The 18,379-nt window shown below is 65.6% G+C and carries 21 protein-coding genes and 1 pseudogene; 6 read left to right on the top strand and 16 right to left on the bottom strand.

Annotation, left to right across the window (positions count from 1 at the left end; all coding sequences use genetic code 11):
- Positions 1 to 230 (bottom strand): annotated as a pseudogene (locus tag B4A72_RS05450) (hypothetical protein); the annotation flags it as partial.
- A gap of 81 nt (positions 231 to 311) precedes the next feature.
- Between B4A72_RS05450 and leuD the strand changes: the two are divergent.
- Both leuD and B4A72_RS05440 read left to right on the top strand, forming a co-directional pair.
- Positions 312 to 917 (top strand): 3-isopropylmalate dehydratase small subunit, encoded by a 606-nt coding sequence (leuD, locus tag B4A72_RS05445; RefSeq protein WP_292954693.1) that lies wholly within the window; start codon positions 312 to 314, stop codon positions 915 to 917.
- The gene (locus B4A72_RS05440; RefSeq protein ID WP_292954696.1) at positions 917 to 1,987 is read left to right on the top strand and encodes an endonuclease/exonuclease/phosphatase family protein; all 1,071 of its coding nucleotides are present in this window, start codon (positions 917 to 919) and stop codon (positions 1,985 to 1,987) included. Before leuD ends, B4A72_RS05440 begins: the two co-directional genes overlap by 1 nt.
- A gap of 33 nt (positions 1,988 to 2,020) precedes the next feature.
- Here the strand turns inward: B4A72_RS05440 and B4A72_RS05435 are convergent, their stop codons facing one another.
- The 9 genes from B4A72_RS05435 to B4A72_RS05395 are packed head-to-tail and all read right to left on the bottom strand — an operon-like array spanning position 2,021 to position 8,812.
- Entirely contained in the window at positions 2,021 to 2,392 is a 372-nt protein-coding gene (locus B4A72_RS05435; protein WP_292954699.1) for a hypothetical protein, read from the bottom strand.
- Positions 2,386 to 3,447 (bottom strand): flagellar type III secretion system protein FlhB, encoded by a 1,062-nt coding sequence (gene flhB, locus B4A72_RS05430; RefSeq protein ID WP_292954702.1) that lies wholly within the window; start codon positions 3,445 to 3,447, stop codon positions 2,386 to 2,388. The genes B4A72_RS05435 and flhB overlap by 7 nt, the downstream gene beginning before the upstream one ends.
- Positions 3,444 to 4,202: a flagellar biosynthetic protein FliR gene (locus tag B4A72_RS05425; protein WP_292954705.1), complete on the bottom strand. Its 759-nt coding sequence runs from the start codon at positions 4,200 to 4,202 to the stop codon at positions 3,444 to 3,446. The genes flhB and B4A72_RS05425 overlap by 4 nt, the downstream gene beginning before the upstream one ends.
- A complete protein-coding gene (locus B4A72_RS05420) occupies positions 4,199 to 6,298 on the bottom strand; it encodes a flagellar biosynthesis protein FlhA (protein ID WP_292954708.1) in 2,100 nt (699 codons plus the stop codon). The genes B4A72_RS05425 and B4A72_RS05420 overlap by 4 nt, the downstream gene beginning before the upstream one ends.
- Positions 6,295 to 6,573, bottom strand: a complete 279-nt coding sequence (locus tag B4A72_RS05415; protein WP_292954711.1) for a hypothetical protein — start codon at positions 6,571 to 6,573, stop codon at positions 6,295 to 6,297. The genes B4A72_RS05420 and B4A72_RS05415 overlap by 4 nt, the downstream gene beginning before the upstream one ends.
- Complete coding sequence (gene motA / locus B4A72_RS05410) at positions 6,573 to 7,439, bottom strand: flagellar motor stator protein MotA (protein ID WP_292978199.1); 867 nt, start codon at positions 7,437 to 7,439, stop codon at positions 6,573 to 6,575. Before motA ends, B4A72_RS05415 begins: the two co-directional genes overlap by 1 nt.
- Positions 7,440 to 7,450: 11 nt before the next feature.
- On the bottom strand, positions 7,451 to 7,993 hold the full coding sequence (locus B4A72_RS05405; RefSeq protein WP_292954717.1) for a MotE family protein: 543 nt from the start codon (positions 7,991 to 7,993) through the stop codon (positions 7,451 to 7,453).
- Positions 7,986 to 8,342 (bottom strand): hypothetical protein, encoded by a 357-nt coding sequence (locus B4A72_RS05400; protein WP_292954720.1) that lies wholly within the window; start codon positions 8,340 to 8,342, stop codon positions 7,986 to 7,988. The genes B4A72_RS05405 and B4A72_RS05400 overlap by 8 nt, the downstream gene beginning before the upstream one ends.
- Complete coding sequence (locus B4A72_RS05395) at positions 8,339 to 8,812, bottom strand: flagellar basal body-associated FliL family protein (RefSeq protein ID WP_292978198.1); 474 nt, start codon at positions 8,810 to 8,812, stop codon at positions 8,339 to 8,341. Before B4A72_RS05395 ends, B4A72_RS05400 begins: the two co-directional genes overlap by 4 nt.
- A 117-nt stretch (positions 8,813 to 8,929) precedes the next feature.
- Here B4A72_RS05395 and fliF point away from each other — a divergent pair, with 117 nt between their 5' ends.
- From fliF to fliP, 4 genes are read left to right on the top strand one after another with little or no spacing between them, the layout of a single operon-like run.
- Complete coding sequence (fliF, locus tag B4A72_RS05390) at positions 8,930 to 10,507, top strand: flagellar basal-body MS-ring/collar protein FliF (protein ID WP_292954726.1); 1,578 nt, start codon at positions 8,930 to 8,932, stop codon at positions 10,505 to 10,507.
- Entirely contained in the window at positions 10,504 to 11,079 is a 576-nt protein-coding gene (locus B4A72_RS05385) for a hypothetical protein (protein ID WP_292954729.1), read from the top strand. Before fliF ends, B4A72_RS05385 begins: the two co-directional genes overlap by 4 nt.
- The gene (locus B4A72_RS05380) at positions 11,067 to 11,324 is read left to right on the top strand and encodes a FliM/FliN family flagellar motor C-terminal domain-containing protein (RefSeq protein ID WP_292954732.1); all 258 of its coding nucleotides are present in this window, start codon (positions 11,067 to 11,069) and stop codon (positions 11,322 to 11,324) included. The genes B4A72_RS05385 and B4A72_RS05380 overlap by 13 nt, the downstream gene beginning before the upstream one ends.
- A 5-nt stretch (positions 11,325 to 11,329) precedes the next feature.
- Positions 11,330 to 12,055 carry a flagellar type III secretion system pore protein FliP gene (fliP, locus tag B4A72_RS05375; protein ID WP_292954735.1) on the top strand — a complete coding sequence of 242 codons (726 nt, stop codon included), beginning with the start codon at positions 11,330 to 11,332 and terminating at the stop codon, positions 12,053 to 12,055.
- Between the two features lie 15 nt (positions 12,056 to 12,070).
- On the opposite strand, the gene dxs is transcribed toward fliP, so the two are convergent.
- From dxs to dapF, 6 genes are all read right to left on the bottom strand, one after another.
- Positions 12,071 to 13,987, bottom strand: a complete 1,917-nt coding sequence (dxs, locus tag B4A72_RS05370; RefSeq protein WP_292954738.1) for a 1-deoxy-D-xylulose-5-phosphate synthase — start codon at positions 13,985 to 13,987, stop codon at positions 12,071 to 12,073.
- Between the two features lie 24 nt (positions 13,988 to 14,011).
- The gene (locus B4A72_RS05365; RefSeq protein ID WP_292954741.1) at positions 14,012 to 14,875 is read right to left on the bottom strand and encodes a polyprenyl synthetase family protein; all 864 of its coding nucleotides are present in this window, start codon (positions 14,873 to 14,875) and stop codon (positions 14,012 to 14,014) included.
- On the bottom strand, positions 14,875 to 15,111 hold the full coding sequence (locus tag B4A72_RS05360) for an exodeoxyribonuclease VII small subunit (RefSeq protein WP_292954744.1): 237 nt from the start codon (positions 15,109 to 15,111) through the stop codon (positions 14,875 to 14,877). Before B4A72_RS05360 ends, B4A72_RS05365 begins: the two co-directional genes overlap by 1 nt.
- Positions 15,108 to 16,028 (bottom strand): histone deacetylase family protein, encoded by a 921-nt coding sequence (locus B4A72_RS05355; RefSeq protein ID WP_292954747.1) that lies wholly within the window; start codon positions 16,026 to 16,028, stop codon positions 15,108 to 15,110. The genes B4A72_RS05360 and B4A72_RS05355 overlap by 4 nt, the downstream gene beginning before the upstream one ends.
- A gap of 129 nt (positions 16,029 to 16,157) precedes the next feature.
- A complete protein-coding gene (gene mtaB / locus B4A72_RS05350) occupies positions 16,158 to 17,411 on the bottom strand; it encodes a tRNA (N(6)-L-threonylcarbamoyladenosine(37)-C(2))-methylthiotransferase MtaB (RefSeq protein WP_292954750.1) in 1,254 nt (417 codons plus the stop codon).
- Positions 17,408 to 18,238: a diaminopimelate epimerase gene (gene dapF, locus B4A72_RS05345; RefSeq protein WP_292978197.1), complete on the bottom strand. Its 831-nt coding sequence runs from the start codon at positions 18,236 to 18,238 to the stop codon at positions 17,408 to 17,410. The genes mtaB and dapF overlap by 4 nt, the downstream gene beginning before the upstream one ends.
- Between the last annotated feature and the right edge of the window lie 141 nt (positions 18,239 to 18,379).

The raw sequence follows: 18,379 nt of genomic DNA, 5'->3' as shown, positions 1-18,379 counted from the left end.
AGCGCGCTTTGCAGATCCAGTTGCTTGTTCACCGCGAGAAAAAGCATCAGCACCATGATCAGGCCCCAGAATGCGCGTCCGCGCTGTCCGCCCAGCCTGCGCCATACGGCGACGGCCAGTCCGAAGCACAGAAGATAGGCCAGCACCGTCAGCCATCCGGTTGCATTCGGGTCGCCTATGCCGGGCGACCACTGCCCGGCGATGCAATCGATCAGACTTTTACCAATCACCCTGACGCTCCGGCTTGTTCGGCGCCGGCAAGCTAGGCCAGCTTTCCGCGACTGGCCAGACACGAAAAGACGAGGTTTTCGATGGACAAGTTCACAACGCTGACCGGCATCGGCGCGCCCATGCCGCTGGTCAATATCGACACCGACATGATCATCCCCAAGCAATTCCTGAAGACGATCAAGCGATCCGGCCTTGGCGTGAACCTGTTCGACGAGATGCGCTATGACCGCGACGGCAACGAGATCGCCGATTTCGTCCTGAACCAGCCCGCCTACCGCGAGACCCGGATCCTTGTCGCTGGCGACAATTTCGGCTGCGGTTCGTCGCGGGAACATGCACCCTGGGCACTGCTGGATTTCGGCATCCGCTGCGTGATTTCGACCAGCTTTGCCGACATCTTCTTCAACAATTGCTTCAAGAACGGCATCCTTCCCATCACCTTGCCGCAGGATGCGGTGGAGGTGCTGATGGACGACGCCGCGAAAGGCGCAAATGCCCGCATGACCGTCGATCTTGAAAACCAGACCGTCAGCACCTCGGACGGCCAGCAATTCCGCTTCGAGATCGATCCGTTTCGCAAGCATTGCCTGCTGAACGGCCTGGACGATATCGGCCTGACGATGGAGAAATCGACTGCCATCGACCGCTATGAGACGCAGATGGAACAGGCGCGTCCTTGGGTCTGATGCCGCGTGCGGCCATCCGCCATGCCTGCGGGCTGGCGATCGCGCTGCTGCTTTGGGGATGCGCGGCGACCGCGCAGACGATCCGGATTGCCACCTATGATCCCGGCCTGACGCGCAAGGGGCCCGGTCTTCTGTTGCGCGACATCCGCAAGAACGATCCGCAGGTTCTTGCCGCCGCGCAGGTCATCGCTGCGGCGGCGCCCGATGCGATCCTGCTGACGGGGATCGACTGGGACCTGGACGGCCAGTCCGTCCGCGCCTTTGCCGCCAAGCTGGCCGAGGCCGGGCTGGATCTGCCCCACGTGTTTGCCGCGCGACCCAATAGCGGGCTGGCCACCGGCCTGGACCTGGACGCGGATGGCAGGCTGGGCGAACCCGATGATGCGCAGGGCTGGGGGCAGTTCACGGGTCAGAACGGCATGGCGCTGCTGTCCCGGCTGCCGCTGGGCGAGGTCCGGGACTACAGCGACACCTTGTGGCGCGATCTTCCCGACAACCTGATGCCGGAAACCGCACCAGAGGTGGCGGCGGTCCAGCGCCTGTCATCGACCGCGCATTGGGACATTCCGCTTCTGACCCCGGCCGGGCCACTGCATCTTCTGGCCTGGTCGGCCACGCCGCCGGTCTTCGACGGCCCCGAGGATCGCAACGGCCGGCGCAACCGCGACGAAGCCGCCTTCTGGCTGGACCGCCTGCCCGAAACCCCCTTCGTTCTGATCGGGAACGCAAATCTCGATCCCGTCGATGGCGAGGGTCGGCCCGACGCGCTGAACGCACTGATCGCAGCGACGCAGGATCCGCAACCGCGCGGCGCCTGGCAGCCCCCGCAGACCGGCGCGAATGCCGTCCAGAAGGGCGATCCCGCGCTGGACACTGCCTCTTTCAGGGACAGCGGACCGGGCAATCTGCGCGTCGATTATCTGTTGCCATCGCGATCGCTGAAGATCGTCGCCAGTGGCGTCCTGTGGCCGGCGCCCGATGATCCGCTGGCCAGGTCCATCGTGGCCGCATCGGATCATCGTCTGGTCTGGGTCGATCTGGAACTGCCTGCCGCGGCATCCACAAGATAAGCCACGCGCCGGGCGCGCAAGGATGGCCGCCGTTCAGAAGCGCGGGCCCCGGGATTTCGCCGCAAGTGACCGCGACAGGCTCAGCAACACCTCGGCACGGCCGAATTCCCGCGCAGCGACCTGCCTGGCAGCCTCGAATCGCGGCTCCAGGTCAGCCAATTCCCGATCGGCGCGGGTCAGTTCGCGGGCACTGCGCCCTGCCTGCGCATTGGCCATCCGGGCCTCTGCCACGCCGAGTGGCGCGGTGCTGCGATAGCATTGATCCAGCGCCGCGCGGAGGGCATCGGCGCGTTGCCGGGCATGGGCCATACGCTGAGAAAAGGCCGCGAACTTCTTCAGCTCGCGTTCAGCCTTGATCCGCGCGATGCGTTCCAGTGCGGCAAGCCTGTCGTTTTGCGTTACCATCCCGCACGCGCCTTTGCCCGCATCTTTTCGGCAAAACGGATCGCGGCGGCGACAGCGGCGAATTGCTCGCGCTGGATTTCATGGCCGATCTCGACGGTGGCATGGATCGCGCGCGCGCAGGGCGGGTCGGACCAGATCGGAACCTCCTTTTCCCTGGCCTTGGCGCGGATCCGGGCCGCCACATCGTCCACGCCCTTCGCCAGACAGACCGGTGCCCGGCCGCTGCCGCGTTTCCATTCCAGCGCGACCGCATAATGGGTCGGGTTCACGATCACAACGTCGGCCCTGGCGACATCGGCCAGCATCTGCTTCATCGCGATGTCGACGGCGCGCTGGCGGCGGGCCGCCTTCAGATGCGGGTCGCCTTCGGATTCCTTGTGCTCATCCTCCATTTCCTTGCGGGTCATGCGGTTCTTCTGGCGGTGTTCGTGCCATTTCCAGGCCATGTCGAACCCGGCGAAGATGACCGAGACGCCGATCGCCAGCATCAGCACGCGGCTCAGCAGTTCGGCCAGATCGATGACCCAGCGTCCGCCGCCCATCGCGCTGGCGGCGATCCGGTCCAGCAGATCCGCAAAAAGGAACCAGCCGCCAATGCAGACCAGAACGGATTTGCCCAGCGAAATGCCGAACTGCACCAGTCCTGAGGGTCCGAATTTCTGACCCGCCGACTTGATCGGGTTGATGCGATTGATGTCGGGCGCCAGTTTCTGCGGCGCAAAGACCAGGCCGCGCTGCGCGATCAATGCCACCATGATCGCCAGCGCCGGCACCATCGTCAGGCCGATCAGGCCAATCGCGGCAAACTGAGCCAGGCTTGTCGCAAGGGCAAAGCTGGAATTCAGCGGCCAGCCCTCGGCCCCCATCGCGCGGCTGGCCATCGAAAGCCACTGATTGACCGCGAATCCCGCGCCCACGCCAAAGGCCAGCCAGGCGCCCAGATACATCGCCGCCACGTTCAGTTCGGTCGAGCGCGGAATGTCGCCCTTTTCGCGCGCCTTGCGCAGCTTCTGCTCGGACGCATCGTATTGCTTGTCGTCCTTGTCCTCGCTCATCCCTGCCCCGGAAGCATGAAACCCAGAACGGCATCGGCCCAAAGACCGACAAGCAGCGGCGCCAGCAGGGCCAGCCCCGCCAGCGCCAGAAGGACCGCGGCCGGAGAGCCGATGAAGACCACGGGCAACGCTGGCATGACCCTGTTGATCACGCCTGACAATGCCTGAAACATGAATCCGCCCAGTGTGAAGGGCGCGGCCAGCATCATTGCCAGCACGAAACTGCGTGACAGGATCGCGACGGCTTCCGGCATCAGCCGGCCGATCTCGGGCCACGAAGCCGGAGGCCACAGCACGAACGAGTCGGCCATCAACTGCACGACCATGACCGGCAGACCGAGCGCCATCAGGATGGCCACGCCGCCCAGATGCATCAGATTGCCGATCGGATGAGGCGCGGCCTCATTCTGAACGCCGATGATCTGCGACAAGGATGCGGTCGCCGCGATCGCCGAGGTCGCAACATCCAGCGCCAGCGCCAGCAACCGCAACAGCAACCCCGTCGCGGCACCGATGACAACCTCTCCGGCTGCCTGGGCCATCGCGGTCGCAGTATTGTCGGGCACACCGGCAGGTGCGACAGCCCCGGCCAGCAGCGGCGACACCGCCATGGCGAGGCCGACCTTGACGCGGGCCGGAATGACCCGTTCGCCCAGCCCCGGCAGGGCAAGAACGCAGGCCTGCACGCGCAGATAGACCAGTACGAGCCGCCAGTCGAGGCCGGGAACCCATTGCGAAAGCTGATCCCAGTTCATGCGGCCTCGATGGTGCCGACCACCTGCAGATCGACGCCCGGATCGATCTCTTCCAGGCCCAGGACGGGCGTCGCGACCCCATTCGATCCCAATACCGCGCGCACCATCCGACGCCGGTGGTCAGGGGCAACGATGATCGTGCGCGCTGCGGGATCCGACGTCGCAAGCGCGCGCCGGGTCCGCTCCAGAAGCTTCTGTGACAAAGCGGGCGTCATCGCGCCGCCGCCGTTCCGGCCGGTCTCGGCATCCGCGCGAGAGAATTCGGCCTCCCAGGCGGGGTGCAGTTGCAGCGCCGCGATCCGGCCGCCTTGATCGGAATATTGCTGGCTGATCTGGCCGCGCAGCCGCTTGCGGACCAGTTCGTAGATGGCTTCGATCTGATCGAGATTGCGGAATTCGCAGATCGCATCGACGATCAGCGGCAGGTTGCGGATCGAGATGCGTTCCTCCAGCAACGCCCTGAGGATCGCCAGCAGCGTCTCGGGCGTGACCTTCTCGGGCATGATTCCATCCAGGTGTCGGCGGTTGCGTTCGGCACGCGTCGGATCGGAAAGCGATTTCAGTTCTTCGATCTGCCTCTGCATCGCGCTCAACGTCATCAAGGCGGCCAGGTTTGACTTGACCACCTCCATCAAGTGGGTGGACAGAACCTCCATCGGCGTCACGACCGTGGCACCCAAGGTTGCTGCGTCGTCCTGATCGTCGCGGGCGATCCAGCGGGCCGGACTGGAATAGACCGGCTCTCGCACCGAGGCTCCGTTCAGACCGGCCAGAACCGGATCGGGGCCAAGCGCCAGAACCTCGCCCGCGCGCAGCGTGCCACGACCGCGGATGACCCCGTGAATGCGGATCTGATAGTCACCCGGCGCCAGTTCGTCGGTATCGGTAATGCGCACGTCGGGCAGGATCAGTCCGAAGGTGCGGGCGATATGGATGCGCAGGTTGGCAATGCGGCTGCCCAGGCCCCGCGCCTGATCCAGCGCGGTCATCACCAGGTCGGATCCGATCTCGACACTGATCTCGTCGGTGTCCAGAACATCGCCGATCCGTGCGGCCGGCCGCGGGTTTTCAGATTTCGCCTCAGCATCCGGCAGGGCTTCTTCGGCGGCGCGCTGGCGGCGCGCGATCTGCCAGGCCGCGAACGACATCGCGCCCGTCAGGGCAAGAAACAGCAGTCGTGGCATGCCGGGGACGAAGGACATCAGCAGCATCGCCGCCGCCACGACCGCCGCGGGTTGCCAGCCGCGCGTAAGTTGCCGCGACAGAAGTTCGGCCGTGGTATCCGTCGCCCCGCCTCGCGACAGCAGCAGGGCCGCAGCCATCGAGGTGATAAGGGCGGGAATCTGGCTGACCAGACCGTCGCCGATCGTCAGATGCGAATAGGTGGACATCGCTTGGCCGACGGGCATGCCGTGGACGACGATCCCGACGGTCAGGCCGATCAGAAGGTTGATCAGCGTAATCACGATACCCGCGATCGCATCGCCCTTGACGAATTTGGACGCACCGTCAAGCGAGCCGAAAAAGCTGATCTCGCGCTGTTCCTGGATACGTCGGCGCTTTGCTTCCTGATGATCGATCGCGCCGGCATTGAGATCCCCGTCGATGGCCAATTGCTTGCCGGGCAGCGAATCAAGTGCAAACCGCGCCGCAACCTCGGCCATGCGCCCCGAACCCTTGGTGATGACCATGAAATTCACCACCGAGATCACCGAGAACACCGTCAGACCCACCAGAAGCGAACCGCCGGCCACGAAGGCCGCAAAGCCGTTGATGACCTGACCGGCCGCATCGGGTCCGGTATGGCCCTGCGTCAGGATCAGCCGGGTCGACGACACGTTCAGCGACAGGCGGATGACCAGGCTGACCAGCAGCAGGACCGGAAAGGCCTGAAAATCCGTCGGCTTGTCGACCAGCGACGCCATGACCAGGACCAGCGTCGCGGTCGCGATCGACAGCGCGATCCCCAGATCCAGCAGCCCCGGCGGCAACGGAATGACCAGCGAGATGACGATCAGCACAAGGCCGCTCGTCACCATCATCGAGGCATCGATGGATTTGCCCTTTCGCGATGCGATCGCGCCAACCGATTTCATTCGCCTTCTCCTGGCATCGCCGGCGCCGGGCGCAAGACATCCTGAAGCGACCATTCATCACCGGTCAAAAGCCCCGCGCGGCGCAGGAAAACCAGCGCCTGAAGTCGCGATTGGGGCGCCATCCGCATCAGCCGGACGCGATAGTCGTAGGGCAGATCCTCGCCCTCGAGCAGCCAGGCCGACGCCTCTTCGGCGAAAGCCTTGGCCTCGGGCAGCAAAGGCAGATCCGCCGCTGCCGTCGATGCGCTCAGTGCGATGAGTACCAACGAGAACATCACGCTGCCTTCTTCAGATCGCGCAGTGCCGTCTCAAGCGTATCGAAACTGGGTCGCACATGCTCGGGCACCGCCTGTCGCCCCACCTCGACGCAAAGGTTGGTGGCGTGCTGGTGCAGACCGGCGACCAGAACCGACTTGACGACATCGAAAAAGCCCAGATCCTGCTTGATCACCCCACCAAGGCGGTTGGCCAGCGGCGCCACGAAACCATAGGCAAGAAACACACCCAGGAAGGTTCCGACCAGCGCGCCGCCGATCATCTTTCCCAGCACCTCGGGTGGCTGGTCGATGGCGCTCATCGTCTTGATCACGCCCAGAACCGCGGCCACGATTCCCAGGGCAGGCAGTGCATCGGCAACCGTCTGCAGCGCATGGGGGACGTGCATTTCCTCCTCGCGCAGGATGGCGATACGGCGCGAGAGCATTTCCTCGACCTGGTAGGGGTCATCGTAGTTCAGGCTGGCCGAACGCAGCGTATCGGCGATCAGCGAAACGATGTCGTGATTGGCCTTGAGACGCGGATAGGCTTTGAAGATCGGCGACTCGTCGGGCGATTCGATATGGGCCTCCAGAGCCACCGGGTTCTCGCGGGCGATCTTCAGCAATTGAAACATCAGGCACAGCACATCCTGATGATCGGCTTCGGTCCAGCGCGGACCCTTGAACGCACGCACAAGGCCCCCGGCGGTTCCCTTCAGCACGTGGCTGTCATTGGACAGCAGATAGGATCCGATCGCCGCCCCCATGATCATCATCATTTCGAATGGCAAGGCTTCGGTGATGACGCCCATCTTGCCGCCGGCAAGGGTATAGCCTCCAAAAACCATGGCCATCGTCAGGAAAATGCCCAGAAAGCCGAACATTGCGAAATCTCCTAGTTTTTCCGGACGCTGCGCGCGCCCATTTGTGCCGTCAGCAGCGCCGCCTGCCGCGGCTCGACGGCAGCGATGATGCGGGCACCGGTTTCGGGGCGGACACGAAGCAGGATTTCGGCCGCGAAATCGGCCGGCAGATTGGTCAGGACGGCCGCGGCCTCGGCGGGTTTCATCTGATCATACAGGGCCACGAGCTTCTCTATGTCGCTTCGCACCGCCGCGGTGGACTGGTCCTGACGGCTTCGCATCCCGCCCTTCTGTGATTTCAGCTCGGCCAGGCGCTTGCGCAGCGCCGACTCGGCCTCGGCGACTTCGGCCTTCTTGCGGTCGATCGTTTCCATGTAGCGTTCGATCCGCAACGCGCGGTCGCGCAGTTCTTCGGCCAGGGCGACCGCTTCGGGCACATCATTGCATCCCTGCAAAAGATCGCTGGGCTCGGCGAAGGCCGCGAAATAGCGCGAGAAATCCTGCATCTGCCAGATGGCCAGCCCGGCGGGCACGGCAAAGGTCAAGGCCAGGAACGAAAGCAGCGATCTACGCATCGGCCACCTCTGCGCGCTTGCGCAACCGGCGAAGGGCGGGTGCGGACATCTGTGCGGGTGGCTGGGCGGCGGCACCGATGCGTTGACGCAGATCCCACAAGGCGCGTTCCTTCCGTGCATTGTCGATGTCGCGCGACAGCGCCTCGCTGGCGGTGGTCGCCTCGTCGCGCGCCTGCCGGATTGCGCGCTCTAGTCGGTCGACCTCGGCCGCCATGACCGCAATCGCGCCTCCAAGCCCGGTTTCCAGATCATTCAGACGACGCAACCTGCGCGCCAGCACGATACAGAACACCGCAAGCCCCACGGAAGCCGCCACCAACGCGGCCTGAAACATTTGTTCGACGCTCATTTGATGCGAAACTCCGTAATCAAGAGATCCTTCACGGGCTGCTCGCCCAGAACATAGCGGGTGCGGGTCACCAATTCTCCGCGGATGATTTCAAGCACGCCGCGCTTGTCATAGGCGTCCCGATCTACGCCCGAGAGAAAGCTGGTGAACGCGTCCTGAACGCGCGGCATCAGATGCGTGACCGCGGCGGCGTTTTCAGCATCGGTTTCGATCGTGGCCGCAAGAACCAGCGAACGTTGCGGCCTGCCGGGAAGGTTCAGCTCGATCACGGGCACGTCCACGAAGACGACCGGGGGCAGGCCGGCCTCGTCGCGGGCAGCGGCGCCGGAAAACAGGTCACCAGGCGACCAGAGTTCAAGATAGGTCGAGGCGAATCCCAGACCACCCAGCGGCAGGCTCATCAGCCCGGCCAGCAGAACGCCCTTCTTTCCAGAAGGCTTTGCCGGTGGATCGATGGTTGCGTCGGTCATGGTGATTCTCCGTCGTGACAAGACGGAATTAGCACCTCGCGACTAACCAATTCTTAATAGCCGCCATGTCATCAAGGCGTTGACGAAAAACGGGACGCTGATTCGAAAGGGCCGGTTTTGCAAAAACTGCAGGACTATTGGAACGAGCGAAGCTCACAACAGAAAATCATTCTCGCGGCGGCGTTTCTTGCGACGTTTCTGGTCATCGCGGGTTTCGGCTGGATGGCAAGCCGTCCGGGCATGTCAATGATCTATGGCGGCCTCGATTCGGCACAGGCCGGCGAAGTCGTGGCGGGTATCGAACGCGCAGGCGTCACCTATGAGGTGCGCGGCGATTCGATCTGGGTCGACACATCGGCCCGCGACCGCCTGCGGATGGAACTGGCCGCCCAGGGCCTGCCCGCGCAGGGCACGGCCGGATATGAACTGCTGGACGGCATGTCCGGATTCGGAACCACGTCGCAGATGTTCGATGCCGCCTATTGGCGGGCCAAGGAAGGTGAACTGGCACGCACGATTCTTGCCTTGCCGAACGTCAAGACAGCGCGGGTGCACCTGGCGGTCGAAACCGGGCGGGGCTATCGCCGCGACGCGACCGGCAGCGCTTCGGTCACGTTGTCAACCAACGGCCAGGCCATCACACGCGAACAGGCGGCGGCGCTGAAATTCCTGATTTCTTCGGCCGTGCCCGAGATGAAGCCGGATTCGGTCACCGTCATCGACGCCAAGCGCGGCATCGTCGTCGCCGGAGAAGATGAGCCCGGCGCAGACCGGGCCGCCGAGATGAAGCGCAATGTCGAGCGCATCCTGGAACCGCGCGTCGGCATCGGCAACGCCATCGTCGAGCTGAATCTGGATCTGATCAGCGAATCCGAGGTGATGACCGAGCAGCGATTCGATCCCGAACAGCGGGCGCTTATCTCTCAGGTCACCGAAGAGACATCGGATCAAAGCAACTCCACCGGGTCGGGAGCCGTGACGGCCGCCTCGAACCTGCCGGACGGTCAGAATGGCCAGGGCGACAGTGAGCAATCGCAGCGTTCGGAAAACCGCCAGCAGGCCAATTACGAGGTCAGCCGCGTCACGCGTGAAGTCTCGCGCAGACCCGGCGACACGCGGCGCATGACCATCGCTGTGCTGGTCAACGGCGTGCCGGAAACGGACGCCGATGGCCAGACTCGTCTGGTGTCGCGGCCCGATGCCGAACTGGACACCCTGCGCCAGCTTGTCGCCTCGGCATCGGGCTATGACGAAAGCCGTGGTGACCAGATCACCGTCAAATCGCTGCCCTTCGCCACGATCGGGTCCGAAGGCACGCTGGCCAAGCCGGATTTTCTGGATCGGCTGGAACTGAACGGCCTGGCACGGATCGCGCTGATCGGGCTTTTCGCGCTGGCGGTGATTTTCGCGGTGCTGCGGCCGGTGCTGCGCTCGCGCGCCGGTCCGGCCGCGCAAGAGCCTGGGCTTGACGACAGCTTGCCGCTGTCGGGCGGGCTGAACGGCGTGATCGAACCCGAAGACGAACCCTTGGTCAGCGAGCCGCAGCTGATGCCGGAATTGCCGCCGCGGGCCGAGCCCCTGGCCCTGCCTTCGGCCGATCCTGTTGCACGCCTGCGCGGCATGATGCGCGAACGCCACGATGAAAGTGTCAAGATCCTGTCTGGTTGGATCGACAACAAGGAGAAAGCCCATTGAGCATCGCCATGTTCAAACTGGAATCCTTCACATCGGCCATGGCCGAACAGGGCGCCCGCGTCACCTATGACAGGGCCAGTCTGGATCAGGCCTTCGCCGACGGTGTCACCGAAGGACTGGCCCGCGCGCAGCGCGAAGACATGAACAGTCTCTCGGCCGGGCTCGAACGCTTGGCGAAGGCGCTTGGCGACGATGAAGATCGGCGCGCGGCTCTGCGGCAAGAGGCGCTCTCTTCGCTGGCGCCGGTCCTTGAACAGATCCTGGACTGCCTGGTCCCGGCTTCGGAATCGCCCCGGCTCGAGGCGGCGCTGACCGAGCAATTGATGCGCCTGTCGCGCGAGGGGTCGGCGCTGCGTGCCAGCATATCGTGCAGCCCCGCGATGCGCGGAATGGTCGAACATTGCCTTGCCGAGGCCGGTCTTGACGAGATCGAACTGGTCGCATCGGACAGCGACCGCATCAGCCTGTCGCTCAGCGGCGGCAGGATCGACTTTTCAGCCGACCGCATGGCCAACGAAATTCGTGAACTGATCGCCGAAATCAAGGGGGAGGACGCGGCATGGACGCACTGAAACATCTGATCGACACGGACAACATCGCGCTTGAAGTCACGATCAGGCTGGGAAAAACCCGACTGACCGTCGCGCAGCTTTCAGCCTTGCAGCCCCAGGATGTGCTGACGCTGGATCAGACGGTCGAGGATGGCGTCGAGATCTGCGTCGGCGACAAGGTCATCGCCCGCGGCGAGTTGACCGGGGACGGAACCCCGGAGGACCGGCTGTGCGTCCGCATCCTTGGCGCGGCCGAAGCCGAGTGACGGGCATGATCCGCCACCGCGCCAGCCTTGTCGCGATGGCGACGATCGCGGCATTGCTGCCGGTCGCAGCCCTCGCACAGGATGCGCCGGGACTGGATCAGCTGGCGGGCGGGCTTGGCCAGAACGCAGTGCTGGTGGTGGTCGCATTGACGGCGCTGTCGCTGGCGCCGGCCATCGCCATCATGGTGACCGCCTTCCCGTTCATCGTCACGGTTCTGTCGATCCTGCGCCAGGCGATCGGCTTGCAGCAATCGCCCCCCAACATGCTGATCGTCAGTCTCGCGATCTTTCTGACCTGGTTCATCATGGATCCGGTCCTGCGCGAGGCCTGGCAGGTGGCGGGTGCACCGTTGCAGGACGGCAGCATCGGCATCGCCGAGGCGATCCAGCGCGGCGTCGTTCCCTTCCAGGGTTTCATGTCCGCGCGCACGGATCCCGACACGCTGCGCGGACTGGCCGAGATAGCCCCGGCCGGCGGCGATCCGGCCGAACGTCTGTCTGTCCTGATCCCGGCCTTCATGCTGTCCGAGATTCAGCGCGCTTTCGAGATCGGCTTCCTGATCGCGCTGCCCTTCCTGATCATCGACCTGGTCGTTTCGGCAGTACTGATGGCGATGGGGATGATGATGGTGCCGCCGGTCGTGGTCTCGCTGCCTTTCAAGCTGGCCTTCTTCGTCGTCGTGGACGGCTGGACGATGATCGCCGGGGCGCTGGTGCGCAGCTATCAGTGAGGGTGTCGCGCCGGATCAGGCGCGGCGATCGGCCAGCCGGCTGATGCCCAGCACTTCCAGAACCTTCGCCTCGATATGGGGCGCGTTCAGGGCAGAACTGTCATACATCGCCCTGGGCGCGTCGTGATCGACGAACCGGTCCGGCAGAACCATCGAGCGGAACTTCAGCCCGCTGTCAAATACGCCTTCCTCGGCCAGCAACTGCGCCACGTGGCTGGCGAACCCGCCGATCGCGCCTTCTTCCAGCGTGATCAAAGCCTCGTGGTTCCGGGCCAGCGACAGGATCAGATCCCGGTCCAGCGGCTTGGCGAAGCGGGCATCCGCGACGGTTGGCGTGATACCCCGCGAGGTCAGGGATTCGCGTGCCTCCATCGCCTGTGAAAGGCGCGTGCCGAAGGACAGGATCGCGACGCCCTTGCCCTCGGCGATGATCCGGCCCTTGCCGATGGGTAGAATCTTACCCCGAGCCGGCAGATCGACGCCGGTGCCCTCGCCGCGCGGAAAGCGAAGGGCAATCGGGCCGCTGTCATGGGCGGCCGCGGTGGCGACCATATGAACCAGTTCCGCCTCGTCAGCGGCGGCCATGACCACCATGCCGGGCAGGTTCGCGAGGAATGCGATGTCATAGGCCCCGGCATGGGTGGGCCCGTCCTGCCCGACCAGGCCGGCGCGGTCGATGGCAAACCGCACCGGCAGCTTCTGAACCGCGACATCGTGCACGACCTGGTCATAGCCGCGCTGAAGAAAGGTCGAATAGATCGCGCAGAAGGGTTTCATCCCGCCTGCGGCCAGCCCGGCCGCAAAGGTCACGGCGTGCTGTTCCGCAATGCCCACATCAAAGCTGCGGCGGGGAAACCGCTCGGCGAATTGCTTCAGCCCGGTGCCGTCCGGCATCGCGGCGGTGATGCCGACGATCTTCTCGTCGCGTGCGGCCTCGTCGATCAGGGCCCCGGCGAAGACTGACGTATAGCTGGGCGCATTGGCCTTCGCCTTGGCCTGCTGCCCGGTGACCAGATCGAATTTCGCCGTCGCGTGGCCGCGATCGGCCGCATTTTCGGCGGGCCCATAGCCCTTGCCCTTCCTGGTGACGGCATGGATCAGGACCGGCCCCGTCGCCCGTGACCGAACGGTCCGCAGCAGCGGCAGCAACTGATCGATATCGTGGCCATCGACAGGGCCGATGTAGGAAAAGCCCAGTTCCTCGAACAAGGTGCCGCCGACGGCCATCCCCTTCAGCATTTCCTTGGCCCGGCGGGCGCCTTCCTGCATCGGGCCGGGCAGCAGGCCGACCGCGCCCTTGGCGGCGGCCTTCAGTTCCTGGAACGGCCCTCCGGTATAGAGCCGCGTCAGATAGGATGACATCGCGCCGACCGGAGGCGCGATCGACATCTCGTTGTCGTTGAGGATGACGAACAGTCGCTTGCCCAGGTGGCCGGCATTGTTCAGTGCCTCATAGGCCATTCCCGCGCTCATCGCGCCATCGCCGATCACGGCGACCGCATCGCCCGGATCACCGCCCAGATCCCGCGCCACGGCAAAGCCCAGGGCGGCCGAGATCGAGGTCGAGGAATGGCCAGCCCCGAAGGGATCATGGGGGCTTTCGGCACGCTTGGTGAAACCCGCAAGCCCGCCGCCCATGCGCAGGGTGCGGATCCGGTCGCGCCGCCCGGTCAGGATCTTGTGGGGATAGCATTGATGCCCCACATCCCAGATGATCTTGTCGCGCGGGCTGTCGAAGACGGCGTGAAGCGCCACCGTCAGTTCGACGACGCCCAGACCCGCGCCCAGATGCCCGCCGGTCACGCTGACGGCGCTGATCGTTTCGGACCGCAATTCATCAGCCAGTTGCCTCAACTCGCGATCCGACAGGGTCTTCATGTCGGCGGGCGAAACGACACGGTCAAGGATCGGCGTCAGCGGTCTGTCGGTCATGGCGGGCCCTCCGGGCGGGCGGCTTCAGGTATCGCGCTCGATAACGAAACGCGCCAGGTCGCGCAAGTTTCCGGCCGCCTCGCCATAGGGTTCCAGCGCGGCCTCGGCCTTCAGGACATAGCGGCGGGCCTCATCCCTGGCGCCCTGCAGGCCCAGCAGCGACGGGAAGGTGGCTTTTCCCGCCGCCTGATCCTTGCCAACCCGCTTGCCGGTCACATCCTCGTCACCCGTCACATCGAGAATGTCATCGACGATCTGGAAGGCCAGCCCGAGGGCGCCGGCATAATCGTCCAGCGCGGTCGTGTCCTCGGCCGCGATCAGCGGTCCGGCGCAGGCCGAAAACCGGATCAAGGCACCGGTCTTGGCCCGCTGCAACCGCTTGATCGCCTTCAGATCCAGCGGCTGGACGGCGCTTTCGGCAGCGATGTCCAGGGCCTGTCCCCAGACCATGCCGCGCGCGCCGGCCGCATCGGCCAGCCCCGCGATCAGCCGCAGCCGGGCATCGCCATTCCCGATACGGTCAGCGCCCAGCAGGCCGAAAGCCAGCGCCTGCAAGGCGTCGCCTGCAAGGATCGCCGTCGCCTCGGACCATTGCACATGGCAGGTGGGCATCCCCCGGCGCAGGTCGTCATCATCCATCGCGGGCAGGTCGTCATGGACCAGCGAATAGGCGTGCAGCGCTTCGACCGCCGCCGCGACCGGCAGCGCGGCCTCGTCACCGACGCCGTGCAGCCGCGCCGATTCCATGACCAGAAAGGCGCGGATCCGCTTGCCGCCCACGGTCGCATAGGCCATCGCGTCGCGCAATTCGCCGGCGGGCAGATCGGCCAGCGCGGCATCCAGCGCGGTCTGAACCTGCGCCTTGACCTCGTCCAGTCTGGACAGCATCACATGCCCTCGACGGGTTCCGTGCCACCGGGCTGGCCACTGGCGGACAGAGTGATCTTCTCGACCCGTTCCTCGGCCTCGCGCAGACGCTTTTCGCAATGCGCGCGCAGGCTCGCCCCGCGTTCATACAGCGCGATCGATTCCTCCAGCGAGGCCTCACCCGTCTCCAGCTTGCCGACGGTGGCCTCCAGTTCGCGCATCGCCTCCTCGAAGCTCAGCGTCTCGATCTCGCTCATCCTGCGGCCTCCATCAGCACCTCGACATGGGCGCGAACCGAACGCGCCAAAGCCGCCAGATCATAGCCACCTTCCAGGCAGGATACCACCGGGGCGCCGGCGGTCGCGGCCATCTTGCAGATCGCGCGCGTGATCGCGGTAAAATCGCTCTCGTCCCAGACCAGCCCGGCCAGAGGATCGTCGCGATGGGCATCGAACCCGGCCGAGACGATGACCAGTTGCGGGGCGAACTCCAGCGCGCGGACCAGGATCGAATCCCAGGCAGGACGGGCGATCTCGCCGCCAGAGCCGGGCGGCAGAGGCACGTTCATGATCTGCCCATGCGCGCCGCGTTCCGAGGCGGCCCCGCTGCCCGGCCACAATGGCATCTGCTGGCTGGTCGCAAAAAAGGCGCGCGGCTCGTCCCATAGCAGATCCTGCGTGCCGTTGCCGTGGTGCACGTCGAAATCCAGAACCGCGACACGCTGCAAACCGTGGTGATCCAGCGCCCGCCTGGCAGCAATGGCCACATTCCCGAACAGGCAGAAGCCCATCGGCGTCTCACGCTCGGCATGGTGTCCGGGCGGGCGCATCGCCACGAAGGCATGGCTTACGTCATCGGCCAGCACCGCATCGACCGCCGCGCAGGCGCCACCAGCGGCACGCAAGGCAGCGCCCAGGCTGCCGGGTGACAATTGCGTGTCGGCGTCCAGCATCCGAAACCCCTCGGCGGGCAGGGCGGCCTCGATCCGGTCCAGGTAGGTCTGGGGATGACAGCGAAGAAGATCGGCGGGATCGGCCTCAGGTGCCTCGCGGCGGTCCAGATCCAGCTCCTCCAGCGCGGCCATGACCGCTCGGGTCCGCGCCGCCCGCTCGGGATGGCCGGGCGGGGTGACATGGTCCCCGGCGGCCGGATGGAAATAGAGCGCGGTCGTCATGGCACCTCCTCGATCACCGCGCCACGCTAGGCCCACCCGCCGAAAGCTTCAAGCCGGCGATCCGCTTGCACTCTTTCCAAATACCTCGGGGTCCGGGGCAGCGCCCCGGCGGTTGCCCCAAGGCGCCCGTCAGGCCACCAGTCGCTGCCCGTCATGGCCGGTGATCCGCGCATCCAGCAAGGCCCCCTCGGGCTGGTCCGCGGTAAAGGCCACCTCGGCGAATCCCTCGGTCCGGCCCAGGCGGGGGCCTTCGGTCAGCACGCGACGCATCTGTCCCGTCTCGGCCTCCAGATGCCGCAGCAGGGCCGCCTCGCCCACCGCGCGCAGCCGGGCCGCGCGGTCGCGGATCACCGGGCCCTTCACCGCGGGCATCCGCGCCGCGGGTGTGCCCTTGCGCGCCGAATAGGGAAAGACGTGCAGGAAGGTCAGGCCGCATTCCTCGACCAGGCGCAACGAGTTTTCGAACATCGCCTCGGTCTCGGTCGGGAAGCCCGCGATGATGTCGGCGCCAAAGACCATGCCGGGCCGCAGCCGCCGCGCCTCCTGGCAGAACCGGATCGCGTCATCGCGCAGGTGGCGGCGCTTCATCCGCTTCAGGATCATGTCGTCGCCCGCCTGCAGCGACAGGTGCAGGTGCGGCATCAGCCGCGGCTCGGTCGCGATGGCCAGCATCAGGTTCTCGTCCGCCTCGATCGAATCGATCGAGGATATCCGCAGGCGCGGCAGGTCCGGCACCAGCCGCAGGATCCGCATCACCAGATCGCCCAGACGCGGCGCGCCGGGCAGATCCCCGCCCCACGAGGTCAGATCGACCCCGGTCAGCACCACCTCGTTGAAGCCCCGGCCGACCAGCCGCTTGATCTGCTCGACCACCACCCCCGCCGGGACCGAGCGCGAATTGCCGCGACCATAGGGAATGATGCAGAAGGTGCAGCGGTGATCGCAGCCGTTCTGCACCTGCACATAGGCCCTGTGCCGCCCGAAACCGTCGATCAGGTGGCCGGCCGTTTCGCGCACCGACATGATGTCATCCACGCGCACCTTTTCGGTCCGGCCTATCAGATCGGGGGCGCGCAGCCCGGCCCAGGTTTCGGGCTGCATCTTCTCGTGATTGCCGATGACCCTGGCGACTTCGGGCATGGCGGCAAAGGTCTCGGGCTCGGTCTGCGCGGCGCAGCCGGTCACGATCACCGGGGCGCCGGGATTTTCGCGCGACAGCCGCCGGATTTCCTGCCGCGCCTTGCGCACCGCCTCGGCGGTGACCGCACAGGTATTGATCACGACGGCATGGGGCAGGCCCGCGGCCTCGGCCATTTCGCGCATCGCCTCGGTTTCGTAGGCATTCAGCCGGCAGCCGAGGGTCGAGAAGATCGGCGCAGTCATTGCGCCAGCCATTCGGGCGTCAGCATTCCGGAAAAGACATGCGCCGTCGGACCTTCCATCCAGACGCCATCCTCGCGCCAGTCGATCATCAGCACCCCGCCCGGCACGGTCACCGTCACGCGCCGCCCGGTCAGCCCGCGCCGCGCCGCAGCCACGGCAGCCGCGCAGGAACACGACCCCGAGGCCAGCGTCGCCCCGGTGCCGCGTTCCCAGATCCGCAGCAGGATTTCGTCGGGCGACAGAACCTGCACCACCTCGACATTGGTGCGTTCGGGATACAGCGGGTGATGCTCCATGTCCGGGCCGAACCGGTCCAGATCAACCGCTGCCGCCTCCGCGACGAAGAAGGTCAGATGCGGGTTGCCCATGCCCGTGGCCACCGGATCGCCCTCGATCGGCAGATGGTCGATATCGACCTCGCGGGCCAGCGGAATGGCACGCCAGTCCAGCACCGGCTGCCCCATGTTCACCCGAGTCAGCCCGGCCCCCGCATCCTCGGCCAGCAGGACGGCGTGATCGGTTCGCAGGCTCAGCCGGTCCCGCCCGGTCTGGTCCATGACGAACCGCGCGATGCAGCGGGTGGCGTTGCCGCAGGCGGCGCTGGAGGTGCCATCGGCGTTCCAGAACCGCAGCCGCAGATCCGCCTCGGGATCCGCCTCGATCACCGCAAGCTGGTCGAACCCCACGCCGCGGTGGCGGTCTGCGATGCGCGCGATCACCTCCGGCGCCGGCGGCTGGCCGCCCGCGCGCAGATCGATCACCACGAAATCGTTGCCCAGCCCGTGCATCTTCAGGAAAGCCAGACCGGAGGCGGATAGGTTGCTCATGCCGGGCCATATAGGATACCGGCAAAATTTACGCCAGAGGCGACGGCTTTTCCGCTTGACGCCCCGGATGCCCGCCCCTAGTAAGCCCCCCGTGTTGGGCCCGTAGCTCAGTTGGTAGAGCAACTGACTTTTAATCAGTGG

Source organism: Paracoccus sp. UBA5162, from assembly GCF_002413585.1.
GTDB lineage: Bacteria > Pseudomonadota > Alphaproteobacteria > Rhodobacterales > Rhodobacteraceae > Paracoccus.
This window is presented reverse-complemented; position numbering and strand designations above follow the sequence as displayed.

Excerpts from the sequence above, each read along its gene's own strand:
- leuD (WP_292954693.1), top strand. The coding sequence starts at position 312 with ATGGACAAGTTCACAACGCTGACCGGCATCGGCGCGCCCATGCCGCTG.
- B4A72_RS05440 (WP_292954696.1), top strand. The coding sequence starts at position 917 with ATGCCGCGTGCGGCCATCCGCCATGCCTGCGGGCTGGCGATCGCGCTG.
- B4A72_RS05435 (WP_292954699.1), bottom strand. The coding sequence starts at position 2,392 with ATGGTAACGCAAAACGACAGGCTTGCCGCACTGGAACGCATCGCGCGG.
- flhB (WP_292954702.1), bottom strand. The coding sequence starts at position 3,447 with ATGAGCGAGGACAAGGACGACAAGCAATACGATGCGTCCGAGCAGAAG.
- B4A72_RS05425 (WP_292954705.1), bottom strand. The coding sequence starts at position 4,202 with ATGAACTGGGATCAGCTTTCGCAATGGGTTCCCGGCCTCGACTGGCGG.
- B4A72_RS05420 (WP_292954708.1), bottom strand. The coding sequence starts at position 6,298 with ATGAAATCGGTTGGCGCGATCGCATCGCGAAAGGGCAAATCCATCGAT.
- B4A72_RS05415 (WP_292954711.1), bottom strand. The coding sequence starts at position 6,573 with ATGTTCTCGTTGGTACTCATCGCACTGAGCGCATCGACGGCAGCGGCG.
- motA (WP_292978199.1), bottom strand. The coding sequence starts at position 7,439 with ATGTTCGGCTTTCTGGGCATTTTCCTGACGATGGCCATGGTTTTTGGA.
- B4A72_RS05405 (WP_292954717.1), bottom strand. The coding sequence starts at position 7,993 with ATGCGTAGATCGCTGCTTTCGTTCCTGGCCTTGACCTTTGCCGTGCCC.
- B4A72_RS05400 (WP_292954720.1), bottom strand. The coding sequence starts at position 8,342 with ATGAGCGTCGAACAAATGTTTCAGGCCGCGTTGGTGGCGGCTTCCGTG.
- B4A72_RS05395 (WP_292978198.1), bottom strand. The coding sequence starts at position 8,812 with ATGACCGACGCAACCATCGATCCACCGGCAAAGCCTTCTGGAAAGAAG.
- B4A72_RS05380 (WP_292954732.1), top strand. The coding sequence starts at position 11,067 with ATGGACGCACTGAAACATCTGATCGACACGGACAACATCGCGCTTGAA.
- fliP (WP_292954735.1), top strand. The coding sequence starts at position 11,330 with ATGATCCGCCACCGCGCCAGCCTTGTCGCGATGGCGACGATCGCGGCA.
- dxs (WP_292954738.1), bottom strand. The coding sequence starts at position 13,987 with ATGACCGACAGACCGCTGACGCCGATCCTTGACCGTGTCGTTTCGCCC.
- B4A72_RS05365 (WP_292954741.1), bottom strand. The coding sequence starts at position 14,875 with ATGCTGTCCAGACTGGACGAGGTCAAGGCGCAGGTTCAGACCGCGCTG.
- B4A72_RS05360 (WP_292954744.1), bottom strand. The coding sequence starts at position 15,111 with ATGAGCGAGATCGAGACGCTGAGCTTCGAGGAGGCGATGCGCGAACTG.
- B4A72_RS05355 (WP_292954747.1), bottom strand. The coding sequence starts at position 16,028 with ATGACGACCGCGCTCTATTTCCATCCGGCCGCCGGGGACCATGTCACC.
- mtaB (WP_292954750.1), bottom strand. The coding sequence starts at position 17,411 with ATGACTGCGCCGATCTTCTCGACCCTCGGCTGCCGGCTGAATGCCTAC.
- dapF (WP_292978197.1), bottom strand. The coding sequence starts at position 18,238 with ATGAGCAACCTATCCGCCTCCGGTCTGGCTTTCCTGAAGATGCACGGG.